This window comes from Bacillus sp. DU-106, from assembly GCF_004799705.1.
Lineage (GTDB): Bacteria > Bacillota > Bacilli > Bacillales > Bacillaceae_G > Bacillus_A > Bacillus_A cereus.
Map to the genome: position 1 here is coordinate 758,339 of NZ_CP026607.1, position 14,950 is coordinate 773,288.

Below are 14,950 nucleotides of genomic sequence, written 5' to 3' on the forward strand. Positions count from 1 at the left end.
TATAAATATTTGGATAAGGAGATGTTCATCATCTCCTTCTTATTTAAAAGGAGCACAGACATGTACCTAGCTTTTAAAAATATAAAAAGCAATAAACTGTTTTTCTTAATTCTCCTTATGTCATTTTTTATTTCTTTTCTTTCTATATCAATAGCCGCACTTTTAACAGAATCTAAACGAAACTTTATATCTGCTTTTCAAATCGGTTTTCCAGAGAAGAATCAAATTTTAACTGTTCCGATAGCGAATGCAACTGAATTGGAAGAGATAATTCCTTTCATACAAGATATTTTTGTTAAAAGTGATATTTATGTAGAGCATTTAAAAGCATTAAATAGTTCAGGGGCAACAAAGATTATAGCTGTGAACTTAAAAGATGATTATTATTGGAAGCCATATATTTCTGAAGGACAATATTTTCATCGTGAAAATGTAAACAATATGGTTGTTGGCGATCAAACGAATGTAGAGGAGTTATATGAATTTGATGATACATATAAAAAAATAGGAACTATATCAAGAAAAGACAGTGACGTCGGTGTAGCAGGTATATACGTTCCACTTCAAAACTTACCTACTATATCTAAAAAAGGTATTATCGCGAGTAAACAATTACAATTAACAGTTGTTAATCCTACATCATCTATTCATAACGAAATAAAAAAGTTTATGGATAGGAGTAAAGAAGTGCTTTCGGGAGATGTTCAAATACTGAATGAACGAGATCTTCAGGAACTACATGTGACACATATAGATCCAGCAAATAAGTATTATTATAAATTCATTCTTGTTGCAATTGTTTCTGGCATTTCTGCGGTTTTATTTTGGATTTATAAAAAAGAAAGAGAGATTTCATTAAAAAAAGCAGTAGGTGCTTCTAATATATCTATTTACTGCGAACTATATATTCAAATTTTGTTTATTTCTCTAGTGGCGATGCTGTTGGTTTTTCTGGTGTTAGAAATGTTTTCTGGAACAATTCATACGTATTTTCAGACATACTTATTAAAACCGTTAACACCATATGTATTGGTATGTAATATTGTTTTTATAATTTTTCTTACAATGTTTGTTACTGTAATTCCAATCAAGCACATTATAAATATATATCCCGGAAAACATTTAAGAACGTAGGAGGTCTTCATGTTTTTTATATTTGATTCTATACGGTCTGTGAAAAAACGGTTATTACCAAGTTTGATTATAGTAATTTCTTTAATTATTGCATTTTCTTCAGCAATAGAATTTGTTAGTAATCTTTCGGGATATCGAAAAATGATGACGGTAGCAAATAATTTATCGACTCATAAAAATTTTTATGAACTTTATGCGACGCAAGATATAACATTGTTTAGCGAAGAAAAAGCAAAAAATGATTATCAACATTTCATGCAAGGGTTATCTAATACGATACCAATAACAAATAAAACAAATTATTTGTTCCGTAACTATTCACTTAGTTTAAAAAAAGAAAATGGAACGATAAAGACTCTTATTGTTGATAAAGATATTAATAAGTACTTTCATATACGAATTTCACAAGGCAGATATTTTGAGGAATCGGAATTTCATAAATCAGTATTTGATATTAGACCTGTTATATTAGGGGCTAATTATATAGAAAAGGTATCTATTGGTGATGTTATACCATCTGGAAAAATGAAGCTAAAAGTAATTGGCTTTTTAGAAAAAAAATTCACCATTTACATATCCTCGAAGTGGTGAAATATCGGATAATCGTATTACATTATTAGATGACATGGCGATTTTACCAATTGGAACAGAAGAAATAGAGTTCTATAGTGTAGAACTTTTATACAATGGGTTAATTATAGAAACAAAGGAGCAGATAAATATAAATGAATTTCAAAAGAAAGTATTAAAGGTAACGGAAGGTAAGGGTTATTCGTATTATGTTACAAATCCGAATAAATTGTTAGAAAATGAAAAACAAGGTATTGATAATATGTCATACCCCTTATTATTAAGCGGTACAGTCTTATTTTTTTCATTTCTATCTATTGTATTGACATCAATGGCAGCACTTTATATGGAACGTAAAAATATTTCTATTAAATCAGCGTTAGGTGCAAGCACTTTTCAAATATGTCTTCCATTTATTATTGAGTATATGTTGCTATTCGTTTTAGCGATATGTATAGGAATAATGTATTTTCAATGGGAGAATAGCGGAGTAATTGAAATTCAGAAAGGGCTAGAAAATAGTATAGTATCTTTCTTTGGAACGTTAAAAGTCTCTATAGAATCATTGGTTGTTATAGGTGCTTTATCACTTGTAATGATCCTCGTTATATATGCAATCATTTATTTCAATGTACTAAAAATAAAAAATACATATATGAAAGAGGTGTTATAGATGATTCAGCTCGCAAATGTGGCTAAGGGCTTTGGAAAGAATAATTTTAGTGCTTTAAAAGATATTAATCTTACAATAGAAAAAGGCGAAATGATAGCCATTATGGCCCCCTCTGGTTCGGGGAAGTCTACTCTCCTTAACATTATTGGCTTAATCGATACCCCCTCTGCTGGAAAGTATTTTTTAGATGGAATGGATACGAGTACATTAAAGCAAAACTATCATAAGTATAGAAACACGGAAGTTGGATTTGTGTTTCAAAACTTTTCGCTACTCGATGATTATACGATTATTGAAAATGTAATGCTTCCACTTGTATATAGAAGAATTTCTCATAAGAAACGTATGCAAATATCAAAAGAAATGCTGAAAATGGTAGGGCTTGAGAGGCATATTAACAAATATCCTTACGAGTTATCAGGAGGAGAACAGCAAAGAACAGCAATAGCAAGGGCTTTAGCACAAGATACAAAAATTATACTTGCTGATGAACCGACTGGTGCTCTTGATCAAGAAAATGGGGAAAAAATTATGAGTATTTTACAAGAGATTAATAAAGAAGGAAAAACAGTGCTAGTTGTTACACATGATCAAAAGGTAGCTGCATATTGTCAGAGGACGATAAGGTTACTTGATGGTTGTATGGTATAATATGGATAATGTTATGTGAAGAGGTGATACATATGGAAAATGTATATAAAGGACTTAGGCATACCGGATTTACTGCAATGCTTATTTTTGGAGGGGTATTTCTACTTCGCTGGCTCATACATGATGAGATGCTACTGGATCAGCTTATTGGATTTAGTGTAGGAATGGTAATGGTTGTTTCGTCAGTTTCCATTCAAAAGTATAGTAAAGAATTACAGATGAATGAGAAATATTAATAATTTTTAATTGCTGTTATCTTTTTCATAGTTTAGGAATAGTGGAGGCTTTCGTGTGATTTTCTTATTTGTAGTATATTTTGTTTTCATTATGACGTTGGTAATTACGTTTCTTCTTTCACAAAAGTCATATAAGAAGCCTATTATTAAATATATACCAACGTTAGTATTGTTTATTTTGGCTTTCATTTCTTCTGCTATGTTTGTATTGAATAATGGAATGGGAGAGCTGATGATATCGGTCTCTTTAGGGGTTGCAGCGATAGTGAACGGTCTTTTACTTCTTGTTTTGAAAGTAGTTCGTGTGATTGTTGCAAAGGGAAAGTAGAGCATCGAATTCGATGCTCTACTTTTTATTTACGCTTCTTTTTAATAAATGAAAAGGCTAAAGCTGTAATTAAAATGCTGCCTTTAATAATATCTTGTGCATAATAAGGGACGTTCATCATTGTGAGTCCATTTAATATAATTCCAATTAATACCGAGCCGAGGAATGTTCCGACTATATTTGGTTTCTTGGCACCGAACATTGCGTAACCGATATAGGCAGCTGCGACTGCATCCATTAATAATGGAGCACCAGCTGAAACTTGTCCTGTTCCAACGCGGCTGCATAGAATAATGCCGCCAATAGAAGCTAGTAAACCACTAATCATATAAGCATATACACGGTAACGATCAGTAGGAATACCGGCTAATCTAGCAGCTTCTCGATTCCCACCAGTCATATAAAAGAAACGACCGTACGTTGTTTTTTCTAAAAATAGATGTGCAATTAAAACGACAGTAAGCATGATAATGACAGGGACTGGAATTCCTAAGACGGAACCTTGACCGAGAAATAAAAAAGATGGAATAAAATGTCCTGTTGCACCGGACATTCCTTCATAAATTGAAGATCCTTTTGAAAATGTTAAGTGTAGTCCATTGACGATATACATGATACTTAATGTAGCTAGTAAATCAGGTAGTTTAATTCGGATAACGAGTAGTGCATTTAATAATCCAACTAATAATCCGCAAAGAATAGGAACAAGGAGTGTAACTAATAGTTCTTGTCGATATAAAACGAGACAAGAAGCAGCTGCAATTGTTGCTAAACTAGCGGTAGAGCCGACTGATAAATCAAACCCATCTACAATCAATGTAAAGGTAACGCCGATTGCAAGTAACGTTACGATGGAGATAGAACGTAAAATATCACTAATATTGTTATATGTTAAAAAAGAGTCATTGACGATAGAGAAAAAAATTGTAACACCTATAATAATAGCAATTGTACTAAATTGATAAAAAAGATGAGTAGGTAAATATAGTTTCTTAGTTTTCGTTTTATGAACGAGATTCAATGGAATAGCTCCCTTCAGATAAATGTAAAAGCTGTTCAGGAGATAGTTCGCTTGGTAAGTATTCACCTACAAATTCTCCGTTTGCCAGTATAAGAATGCGATCAGCGATATGCAACGCTTCATCTTGTTCTCCTGTGAAATAAATTACGGAACTTCCGTTTTCTGTAATGTTGCGAATGAATTGAAAAATGTCTTGTTTCGCAGCGATGTCTACACCTTTAGTTGGCTCGTCTAAAAGAAATAGATTAGGTTTGAATCCACTCCACTTTGCAATTGAGACTTTTTGTTGGTTTCCACCGCTAAGTGAATGAATAAGTGCCTTTGGGTCATTTGGTGAAATACCGAAAGAAGAAATTGCTGTAGTAGCATCATTTAATTCGGTTTGTTTTCGTTTCCAACCTGATTGATGTAAATTTGTGTGACTTATAATATCTTCCGAAAGAAATACGCCTTGTTTTCTTCTTTCTTCTGGTACAAGTGCGATTTTCGCTTTAATCGCATCTCGTGGTGTTTTAATCGTTAGTTTTTGACCGGCTATTTCTGCGTGATAAGTATGAAGAGCACCAAATAACGTTTCAGCAAGTGTTGTTTTTCCACTTCCAATTAATCCGTATATCACAACAGTTTCTCCTTTTCGTATTGTAAGAGAAAGGGGAGAATGACCTTCGTGTAATAGAAGCTCTTGTACTTTAAATAGTTCCTCGCTCCCGGTTTTTGGTGCTGTATTAATAGGAAGTGTAAGTTGTTTTCCAGTCATCGCTTCCACAATTTGTTGATCTGTAATCGTTGTAATGGTTTCAGAAAGGGCAACTTGACCGTTATGTAATACAGTTACATCATCCGCGAAATTTCGAATCTCTGATAAACGATGAGAAACTAAAAGGATGCCAATTCCTTTTGATGTTAAATCTTTTAATAGTTTCCCAAAGGTTTCAACTTCTTTTGGTCCAAGAGAAGAAGTAGGTTCATCTAATAAAAGGTAATTTGTATTGTTAGATAAAGCTCTTGCGATAAGAAGTAATTGTTTTTCATGTAATGAACAGTTTGAAACATCTTCCGAAACATTTAAATTTACCTGTACAGTTTGCAAATGTTGTTTAGCAAGTGCGACTAATTTGGACTTTGAAAATAGTACTTTATTTTGCATTGCTAAATGATCGATTAGTACATTTTCTAATACAGATAATCCGGGAATAAGTCCGTGATCTACTTCTTGTGTTACGAAAGAAATGCCATGCTTTTTTGCATCGCGCGGTGAAGTAAAGGAAACAGACTGAGTATCAATTTTTATATCGCCAACAACTGGTTGAATTTCACCAGTTGCTATTTTTAGTAAAGTACTTTTTCCTGCACCGTTCATGCCTAGTAAAGCGTGTACTTTTCCTTTTTGAATATGAATAGAAACATCTTCTAGAACAGGTGTAGCGACATGATAAGAATGTGTAATGTTTTGAAGAGAGAACGTCATCATTTTTTCTCCTTCTCTAATTTTTTCATCCAAGGGGAATATGCATCTTTTGAGTCTCCCCAACCGTTTATATATTTTGATAACTGATCCATTGTTATATTTTCTTTTGGTAAACTATTTTTCTTTACTAAATAAGGTTCTAGTGAATAAATATCTGGCGTTTGTTCACCAGCAATTTTTTTGTATAAAAATCGTACTTGAACCTTACCTACTTCAGCTGGATCAGTTGCAGCTGTAGCAGTCCAAGGTGAGTTTTCTTTTTGCATGAGTTGTAAATCCTCATTACTTAAGTCAATGCCATATACTTTTATATCTGTACGACCAGCTTGTTCAAGTGCTTTAACAGTCCCTTTAGCAAACTCATCCCACGAAGCGAAAATAGCTTGTAAATCGCCTTTTTTCGGATATTTCTTTAGTAAAGCTTCTACTTGTGTTTGTGTATCGAGTGGCGTGTTATTACTAGCAGTACCGAATCTTGCGATTTCTTTTATATTTGGATACCGTTTATAAAAAGCATCAATGATAACATTGCGACGTTCCATTGGAGCAAATCCGCCGACCCATACAACTGCGATATTTCCTTGTCCATTCAAATCTTCCGCTAATGTTTTTAATGATTTCCATGCAAGACTATAGTCATCTTGATCAATAATTGTCACACCTGGCAAGCGTAGATCGTTATCGAACGCAACTACGGGAATGTTCGCTTGTAACGCTTTTTCTACTCCAGGTTTTAGTGCTTCAGAACGGCCATGATCAATTAAAATACCATCCACTTTTGAATTAATAGCAGTATCTAAATTTGCAGCCATTTTTGCTAAATCGTTATCAGAATTGTAGACTTGTACACTGCCGCCAAATAGCTCAACTTGTTTTTTGACACCCTCAATATATTGAGAGGAAAAAGTTCCGATGGACATTTGCATAATTAATGCGATTTTTAATGGCTTCTTCATTTGGCTTGGAATTTCTGTTTGTAATTGATTTTCTACCGTTGTAGTCGCCTTTCTCACAGTTTGTTGCTTTTGTGAAGAGATAGTATCTTGTTCATTTGTACAAGCTGCTAATGTAAATAAGAGAAAAATAAGTACGATGGAACATAATTTTTTCATAAAAAAATCCCTCCTAAACTAAAAAGAGAGAGGAGGGAGTGAAAATAAAAAACGCCTTTTCATATAGAAAAGACGCCTTATCATATTACTCTTATCTTTCAACACAATGTGTTGTAAGAATTAGCACCGTGCCCATAAATGGGTCGGTTGCCGGGCTTCGTAGGGCTCATCCCTCCACCTGCTCTTGATAAGACATCCGATATTTAACTATTTTGAATTATTCCACAAACGAATGGTATTGTCAAACAGTATTTATAAAAAAATCCCTCAGGAAGAGGGATTTTAATGTGGTAAGAATATCAATTGATAAGCAAACAAAATTCCAAATACATATACAAGTGGGTGAACAGCACGGAATTTACCTTTTGCCACTTTCATAAGTGGGTATGAAATAAATCCAAGTGCGATACCTGTTGCGATACTTGATGTAAGTGGCATGCTTAAGATTACTAAGAATGCTGGGAATGCTTCATCAAATGCGTCCCAATCGATGTGGCGAACTGAACCCATCATAAGACTACCAACGATAATTAATGAGGGTGCAGTAATAGCTGATACACCAGAAACAGCACTTACTAATGGGCCGAAGAATGCTGCTAGTGCGAATAGAACCGCTACTGTAACAGTTGTTAAACCAGTACGACCACCAGCTGCAACACCAGCAGATGATTCAATGTAAGCTGTTGATGGTGTCGTTCCGAACATAGAACCAATAGTTGCTGAGAATGAGTCAGATAGAAGAGCTCGTCCTGCTTTTGGAAGCTTTCCGTCTTTCATAAATCCACCTTGTTGTGCAACGCCAAGTAATGTACCTGTTGTATCGAATAGTGTAACAAGGAAGAATGAGAATACAACGCCGTATAATCCGTAGTTAATTACGTCAGATACAGCAGTAATTGGATTTGAAACGATAATTCCTTCTGGTAAACCAGGCATTGATGTAACACCGTTTGAGAATGATAATTGTCCCGTGAAGAAAGCGATAATACCAGTTAATAGCATCCCGATAAATAGTGCGCCATTTACATTTAAAGACATAAGGACAATTGTAATTCCAAGTCCAGCTAATGCTAGTAGTACTGGAGCAGAGTGAAGATCACCAAGTCCAACTAAGTTTGCATCATTTTTTGTAACGATACCTGTTAAACGTAAACCGATAAAGGCGATAAATAGCCCGATACCAGCAGTAATTGCATGTTTTAAGTTTTCAGGAATTGCTTCCATTAATTTTGTACGGAAAGATGTAAATGATAGCAAAATTAAAATCATACCTGCTACGAATACAGCAGAGAATGCAATTGCGAAAGTCATGCCTTCATGCGCTTTTACAACAGAGTAAGAGAAGTAAGCATTTAATCCCATACCTGGCGCGATTGCGATTGGTAAGTTTGTAAAGATTGCCATAAATAATGTTCCGACAACAGCAGCGATAATTGTTGCTGTAAATGCTTGTTCAAATGGAACACCTGCATCTCCAAGGATAACAGGGTTTACGACAATGATATATGCCATTGTTAAGAAGGTAATAATACCTGCCATAATTTCAGTTTTAATAGAAGTTTTATGTTTTGAAAGGTTAAACATATAAACATCCTTTCTGTTTACGAATAATTTTCACAACAGTTATATATAATATTCGTTTTTTATCTATTTTGCAATAGTTTTGCATAAAAAGTTTATAACAATTCATATTTTGTGTCTTAAATTCGAATATTAATCGTAAAACGATGTGTGAATTTCAGCTTTTTATTGTGCACATGCTAAGGAAAAGGAGTTGAAAGCAGCTATGCCACAGCAAAAAAACTTTATAACAATGCCTACGCAACATCAAAATAAGCAGCCAGGTATTGAATCATTAATGAGCCCCCTTCCGCAGTTTGAAGATGCAAACTATAAAGGAAGTGAAAAGTTAAAAGGGAAGAATGTGTTAATTACGGGAGGAGATAGCGGAATTGGACGAGCAGTTTCCATCGCTTTTGCAAAAGAGGGAGCAAATGTTGCGATTGCTTATTTAGATGAGGAAGAAGATGCAAATGAGACGAAACAACGTGTTGAAAAAGAAGGTGTAAAGTGTGTATTGTTGCTGGGGGATTTGAGTAATGAACAGCATTGTAAAGATATTGTGGAAGAAACCGCCCGGCAGTTAGGTAGTTTAAATATTTTAGTGAATAACGTTGCACAGCAATATCCGCAGCAAGGGCTAGAGTATATTACAGCAGAACAGCTAGAAAAAACATTTCGTATTAATATTTTTTCTTATTTTCACGTTACGAAAGCAGCCCTTTCTCATTTGAAGAAAGGGGATGTCATTATAAATACGGCATCTATCGTTGCATATGAAGGAAATGAAACGTTAATTGATTATTCCGCAACGAAAGGAGCAATCGTAGCTTTTACAAGATCACTTTCTCAATCGTTAGTGCAAAAAGGGATTCGGGTAAATGGTGTTGCACCAGGCCCGATTTGGACACCGCTTATTCCATCGAGCTTTGATGAGAAGAAAGTCTCTCAGTTTGGGAGCAATGTCCCGATGCAACGGCCTGGTCAACCATATGAATTAGCGCCGGCATACGTATACTTGGCATCTGGTGATTCATCCTATGTTACTGGGCAAATGATACATGTAAATGGGGGCGTTATTGTAAATGGATAGTTTTCATTTATAAGAGCAAAGTAATGTTAATTCCACTTATTATAGGGAGCGCTAGGGGGGATATAGCTGAAAAAGTTATGTTTCATCATACTATTATTTTTCATCCTACCGGTTAGTGCTTTTGCTAATACAGATCATTTAATATTAGTAAATCTTACGACGAACCAGTTGTCTTTTTTTGAAAATGGAAATTACACAAAAACATTTCCAGTAACGACTGGAAGAGATCGTACACCTACGCCTGAAGGTAATTTTTGTATTATAACTAAATTTAAAAATAAAGAATACCATCGAAAAAAAATACCTGGGGGTGCACCGAATAACCCTCTTGGTACGAGGTGGCTTGGACTAGATAAGAATGAATATGCAATTCACGGGACGAACCGGGAATGGACGATTGGAAGTAGGGAATCAAATGGCTGTATTCGTATGCATGACAGGGATATACAATGGTTATATGACCGAGTACAATTACAAACAAAAGTAATCATTTCTCGTTTTCATACGAGCCCCGAATATGAAGCGAATAAACTTGGTTATCGCGTTGTGAGCTGGAATGGTCGAAAAATAGAAAAAGAACAAATTGGAGTACTTACGTTAGTAGACCGCGCGGATATATATTGGCAAGAACCAAATGGACAGTTAACGAAAGTGAAAACGGTATTGCCAAATGAAAGATATCCAGTGTACTCAAAACGAAAAGATGGAATATATTATATAGGAAACAATTCGTATATTATAGATGAAACAGGAGAGAAAGTTCGTTACGAGCAAATTCCTTCTTCGATTTTAAGTAATATATATAAACGGAAATACAATGTTCCGTAATGGCTACCGTATTATAGACGGTAGCTTATTTATACTTGGAGTTTAACTGCAACTATTGTATTTTGCTGAATATAATACAGTACAGATAGGGGGCGGTTATATTATGAAAAGTGAATTTGCGTTTAAAGTTTTCTTAGTAACGACCTGTTTATTTATCGTGTATTTATATGCGTTTCTCGTCTTTTCTTTTTATGTTCCATATGTTGATTTAATATTATTCTTCGGATTTATTTGGGCGTTTGTGAAAGCGAGGGAAGGAGAGAAGAGTATATATCGGCGCATTACCCTATGCGGGACGGCCGTTCTCGTTATTTTGTACTTTTTTATTATGCATGATTTTTGGAGAGGAATGTAAAAAAAGCATACGATTAATCGTATGCTTTTATATCTGTTAATGATGGAAGAGAGGCAATTGCACCGTAATTTGTACATGTGATAGCGCCTACTTTATTTGCAAAGGAGATAAATGCTGTTAAGTCTTTGAAATGATACGAAAGTGTATGTTCACTTTGGGCAATCTGATATAACATTGCTCCAACGAAAGCGTCACCAGCACCAGTTGTATCGACTTGTTGAATGGAAATAGAAGAGACAATAGTTTGACCTTCATTTGTCGCAAGAAGGGTACCGTCTTTTCCAAGTGTAATAGCTACTACTTTTGCGCCATAATTTAATAATTTGAGTGCAGCTTGTTGTAAATCACTCTCTTTAGAGAGCATAGTAGCTTCCTCTTGACTTACTTTTACGAAGTGTGCATGTTTTATAAAGGTTAGACAATCTTGAGAGAATTGTTCTGTATTTGTAATGAGTGCACTTCGATAATTTGGATCAAAAGAAATGAAATGGCCTTTATCTTTCGCATATTGTAACAACTGAAAATACGTTTCTTTTAATGGGCTTGATAGTAAAGCTGTCGCTGAACCGAAATGTATTAAATCATTCGTTTGTATTTTTGATAAATCAATGCTATTGAATTGATATTCACCATCTGCACCACGCATAAAAGTAAAATCACGTTCGCCATCTTGATCGATGGATACGAATGCAAGTGTTGTTTGTTTATCTTTTATGAGCATGGATGTATCGACTTGCGCACGCTGTAAAGTTTGTTCAAGAAACTCACCAAATGGGTCGTTTCCTACTTGCCCCATAAATGTAGCGTGTCCACCTAATTTTGTAATCGCAGCAGCAACGTTAGCGGGTGCTCCACCAGCTTTTTTTTCGAAATCTGAACCGTTTACTAAAGAAACATTAGTATTTCGGCACACAAAATCAATTAATAGTTCACCTATACAAAAGACATTTCTCATACAATCCCTCTTTTCAGCTTATATTGTGTGATGGTAAAGTTTAGTTTTGCATCTGAAAAGATTGCGATATGATGTTTCATGTCTTTTCGAGGAAAAACTCGGGACGTAAAGACTGTTGAACCATCGTATAAGAAAATTTCCACGATGCTTTTATCTACAAATATTTGTAGTTCTATCGTATCTTGAATATCGATTTTTTTACAGCGTTCAAATCCATATTCTCCGCCAAATTGATGGTAGAAGTTGCCCCTGTCTATAGAAATAGTACCTTGTTCCCGATTAAATGTAATGGGGAAACATTCCTCCTCATTGTGGAAGAGAGAAAGACCAAAACGTTTTGCATCTTCTGTTTTAAGTGTAACAATTAATTCATAGGAGTCTTCATCATCAAGCGTTGATAATACATTTAATCCAGCTGTTATATCTCCTGAAATGTCTTTTTTTGTTGTTCGTAGTTTTGTTAATTCTGAAACTGGTTTTTGTTTTAAGATGTTATCTTCTAATGTTAATTCACGTGGAAGTGTTAGGCAATGAGCCCACATATAATCATCAGAAGGATATGTGATTTCACTTGATCCTGCCCAAGCAAACAATAGGCGACGACTAGTAGAGTCTTCTAAAGTTTGAGGGGCATAAAAATCGAACCCTTTATCAGCTTCGTAATAGGAATCAACATGGAAATATAAATTTTTAATATCGAAATGGCCTATAGCATAAACGACATTGTATACATTGTGAAAGTTTTCTCCGTCTTTTTCAATTCCTTGCGGTGAAAAGAGAAGTACATCTTTCCCTGATAATTGGAAGTAATCGGGGCATTCCCACATAAATCCGAATTCTTTTAAGTTTGTTGTAATTTCGCCTTGGAAATGCCAATTGTATAGGTCTTGTGATTTGTATAGTAATAGAGTTCCTGTTTTATTTTCACGTTGGGCACCGAGTAACATATAGTACATATCATTATGTTTCCAGACTTTTGGATCACGTACATGTTTTGTATATCCGTCAGGAATTATATCAATAACAGGATTATTACTATATTTCATCATCGTATATTGTGAATCCATTGTTGCCATACATTGTTTTGCATCACGGGAATCATCAGGCTTTTTTATATTCCCTGTATAAAGTAGATGAAGAAGGCCATCTTTTACGATAGCACTACCAGAATATGCACCGTGTGATTCATAGCTTTCAGTAGGGATGATGGCTACAGGCATACGCTCCCAGTTAATAAGGTCTTTTGACCTCACATGCCCCCAATGCTTCATTCCATGAATGGGACCAAATGGATACCACTGATAAAAAACGTGATATTCATCATTGTAGTATGATACACCGTTAGGATCATTCATTAATCCAAATGGTGGGTGGATATGATAAATTGGTTTCCATGAATCTTGGTTTGCAATTTCATATAAAGAATGTAATTCGTCTTTATTAGATTGCAGTATTGTTTTATATTTTGACATAGGTTTTCACCCCGTTATTATTTACTTTCTTTATATAAAATGAATGTGGCAACAAAAGCAGTGATAACTGCCATAGCGAAACCAATTATATAGTGAATCATGTTCATCATGCCAAGAGGTGCAACAATTGTAAGCATCGGAATACCTGTTAAACCGTATGCATTAGCCGCTACTTGCATCCAAACAACGTAAGCGCCTCCAATTGCGCCGCCAATAGCTGCTGCAATAAATGGTTTACCAAGTTTTAAATTGACACCAAAAATAGCTGGTTCTGTAATTCCTAAAAATGCTGAAGCTGCTGCTGGAATTGCAATTTCTTTCGTTTTTTTGTTTTTTGTTTTGAAATAGACAGCTAAAGTAGCACCGCCCTGTGCAACGTTCGCCATTGACCAAATAGGGAGTAAGAAATTGACACCGATATCTTTATTTGCGAGTAAGCCCGCTTCAATAGCGTGGAAGCTATGATGTAAGCCAGTAAGAACAATTGTTGAATACAACCCACCGAATATAAGTCCAGCTACTGGTCCTGCAAATTGATAAATTGTATTTAAAAGGTACGTAATGCCGTCACCGATTTTATATCCAATTGGTCCGATAATAATAAGTGATAAAAAGCCAGTTATAATAATTGTTAAGAATGGTGTAACTAATAAATCTAAAGAGTTCGGAACACGTTTTCGAAGTTCTTTTTCAATTGTACTCATAACATATACACATAATAAAATAGGTAAAACAGTACCTTGATAGCCAATCATATCAATATCCATACCAAGGAAATGTAAAACTGTGGGTTTTGCATTTGAAAGAGTCCAAGGATTTGTTAAGCTTGGGTGAGTTAATATACCACCAACAACTGCACCTAAGAAAATGTTTCCACCAAATTCTTTAGCGGCACTAACTCCAATTAAAATGGGTAAAATGATGAAAGCTGCACTTGAGAACATATCAAGTAATTGGATAAGTGAGTGATCTCCAGGAACTAATTTAAACGCTTTCAACATTCCGAGTAGACCCATAAGTAAACCGCTTGCAACGATAGCTGGAATAATTGGAACAAAAATATTAGATAGTGTCTTTGCTAGGCGGGCGATAGGATTCATTTTTTTCTTAGGTATATCGTTTGATGTTGTAGAATCTAGTTCGGCTATTCCAATTAGTTTTGAGAATTCATCATATACTTTGTTTACTATGCCAGTTCCAAAAATAATTTGATATTGCTCGGTCGTTGCAAAAGCACCTTTTACTCCATCGATGTTTTCGATTTCTGCAGCGTTTATTTTCGTATCATCCTTTAATATAAGACGAAGGCGAGTCGCGCAATGTGTGGCACGAACAATGTTTTCCTTTCCACCAATATTCTGTATTACTTGAGTTGCAATTTGTTTCATATCCATAAAAATTCCCCCTTACTATAAATTCTCTTTTATGGAACCGGTTCCGTAATAAGTTAAAATAAAAAACAGGGAAATGATGTTGAAAATCCTGTTTTTAAAA

At 34.8% G+C, this 14,950-nt stretch carries 14 protein-coding genes, 1 pseudogene and 1 riboswitch; of the genes and pseudogenes, 8 read left to right on the forward strand and 7 right to left on the reverse strand.

All coding sequences use genetic code 11. The features are described 5' to 3' along the window. Positions 1-60 precede the first annotated feature (60 nt). The 5 genes and pseudogenes from C3Y97_RS03955 to C3Y97_RS03975 all read left to right on the forward strand — a co-directional run bounded on the left by C3Y97_RS03955 (position 61) and on the right by C3Y97_RS03975 (position 3,592). The gene (locus tag C3Y97_RS03955) at positions 61-1,134 is read left to right on the forward strand and encodes an ABC transporter permease (protein ID WP_000280225.1); all 1,074 of its coding nucleotides are present in this window, start codon (positions 61-63) and stop codon (positions 1,132-1,134) included. A 9-nt stretch (positions 1,135-1,143) separates the two neighbouring features. Then, positions 1,144-2,377 (forward strand): annotated as a pseudogene (locus C3Y97_RS03960) (ABC transporter permease). Continuing rightward, on the forward strand, positions 2,378-3,028 hold the full coding sequence (locus tag C3Y97_RS03965; RefSeq protein ID WP_086408025.1) for an ABC transporter ATP-binding protein: 651 nt from the start codon (positions 2,378-2,380) through the stop codon (positions 3,026-3,028). Between the two features lie 8 nt (positions 3,029-3,036). Continuing rightward, positions 3,037-3,264 (forward strand): hypothetical protein, encoded by a 228-nt coding sequence (locus C3Y97_RS03970; protein WP_002195168.1) that lies wholly within the window; start codon positions 3,037-3,039, stop codon positions 3,262-3,264. 55 nt (positions 3,265-3,319) lie between these two features. Then, a complete protein-coding gene (locus C3Y97_RS03975; RefSeq protein ID WP_086408024.1) occupies positions 3,320-3,592 on the forward strand; it encodes a sugar ABC transporter ATPase in 273 nt (90 codons plus the stop codon). A 25-nt stretch (positions 3,593-3,617) separates the two neighbouring features. Here the strand turns inward: C3Y97_RS03975 and C3Y97_RS03980 are convergent, their stop codons facing one another. From C3Y97_RS03980 to C3Y97_RS03995, 4 genes are all read right to left on the reverse strand, one after another. Further along, entirely contained in the window at positions 3,618-4,613 is a 996-nt protein-coding gene (locus tag C3Y97_RS03980) for an ABC transporter permease (RefSeq protein WP_086408023.1), read from the reverse strand. Then, complete coding sequence (locus C3Y97_RS03985; RefSeq protein ID WP_002164630.1) at positions 4,597-6,084, reverse strand: sugar ABC transporter ATP-binding protein; 1,488 nt, start codon at positions 6,082-6,084, stop codon at positions 4,597-4,599. The genes C3Y97_RS03980 and C3Y97_RS03985 overlap by 17 nt, the downstream gene beginning before the upstream one ends. Then, positions 6,081-7,193 carry a sugar ABC transporter substrate-binding protein gene (locus C3Y97_RS03990; protein ID WP_086408022.1) on the reverse strand — a complete coding sequence of 371 codons (1,113 nt, stop codon included), beginning with the start codon at positions 7,191-7,193 and terminating at the stop codon, positions 6,081-6,083. The genes C3Y97_RS03985 and C3Y97_RS03990 overlap by 4 nt, the downstream gene beginning before the upstream one ends. An 88-nt stretch (positions 7,194-7,281) precedes the next feature. Further along, positions 7,282-7,387, reverse strand: a riboswitch (SAM riboswitch). An 88-nt stretch (positions 7,388-7,475) separates the two neighbouring features. Continuing rightward, a complete protein-coding gene (locus C3Y97_RS03995) occupies positions 7,476-8,777 on the reverse strand; it encodes an NCS2 family permease (RefSeq protein ID WP_000482713.1) in 1,302 nt (433 codons plus the stop codon). A gap of 202 nt (positions 8,778-8,979) precedes the next feature. Between C3Y97_RS03995 and C3Y97_RS04000 the strand changes: the two genes are divergently transcribed. From C3Y97_RS04000 to C3Y97_RS04010, 3 genes are all read left to right on the forward strand, one after another. After that, positions 8,980-9,846 (forward strand): SDR family oxidoreductase, encoded by an 867-nt coding sequence (locus C3Y97_RS04000; protein ID WP_136363035.1) that lies wholly within the window; start codon positions 8,980-8,982, stop codon positions 9,844-9,846. A gap of 66 nt (positions 9,847-9,912) precedes the next feature. Then, positions 9,913-10,674, forward strand: a complete 762-nt coding sequence (locus C3Y97_RS04005; RefSeq protein ID WP_025921749.1) for a L,D-transpeptidase — start codon at positions 9,913-9,915, stop codon at positions 10,672-10,674. Between the two features lie 103 nt (positions 10,675-10,777). Further along, on the forward strand, positions 10,778-11,029 hold the full coding sequence (locus C3Y97_RS04010) for a hypothetical protein (protein WP_000834195.1): 252 nt from the start codon (positions 10,778-10,780) through the stop codon (positions 11,027-11,029). Between the two features lie 13 nt (positions 11,030-11,042). On the opposite strand, the gene C3Y97_RS04015 is transcribed toward C3Y97_RS04010, so the two are convergent. Genes C3Y97_RS04015 through C3Y97_RS04025 form a run of 3 tightly spaced genes read right to left on the reverse strand, consistent with a single transcriptional unit; the run spans position 11,043 to position 14,850 of the window. Next, complete coding sequence (locus C3Y97_RS04015; RefSeq protein ID WP_001246640.1) at positions 11,043-11,984, reverse strand: carbohydrate kinase family protein; 942 nt, start codon at positions 11,982-11,984, stop codon at positions 11,043-11,045. After that, entirely contained in the window at positions 11,981-13,456 is a 1,476-nt protein-coding gene (gene scrB, locus C3Y97_RS04020; protein WP_086408021.1) for a beta-fructofuranosidase, read from the reverse strand. The genes C3Y97_RS04015 and scrB overlap by 4 nt, the downstream gene beginning before the upstream one ends. Positions 13,457-13,473: 17 nt before the next feature. Then, on the reverse strand, positions 13,474-14,850 hold the full coding sequence (locus C3Y97_RS04025) for a sucrose-specific PTS transporter subunit IIBC (RefSeq protein ID WP_136363036.1): 1,377 nt from the start codon (positions 14,848-14,850) through the stop codon (positions 13,474-13,476). Positions 14,851-14,950 lie beyond the last annotated feature (100 nt).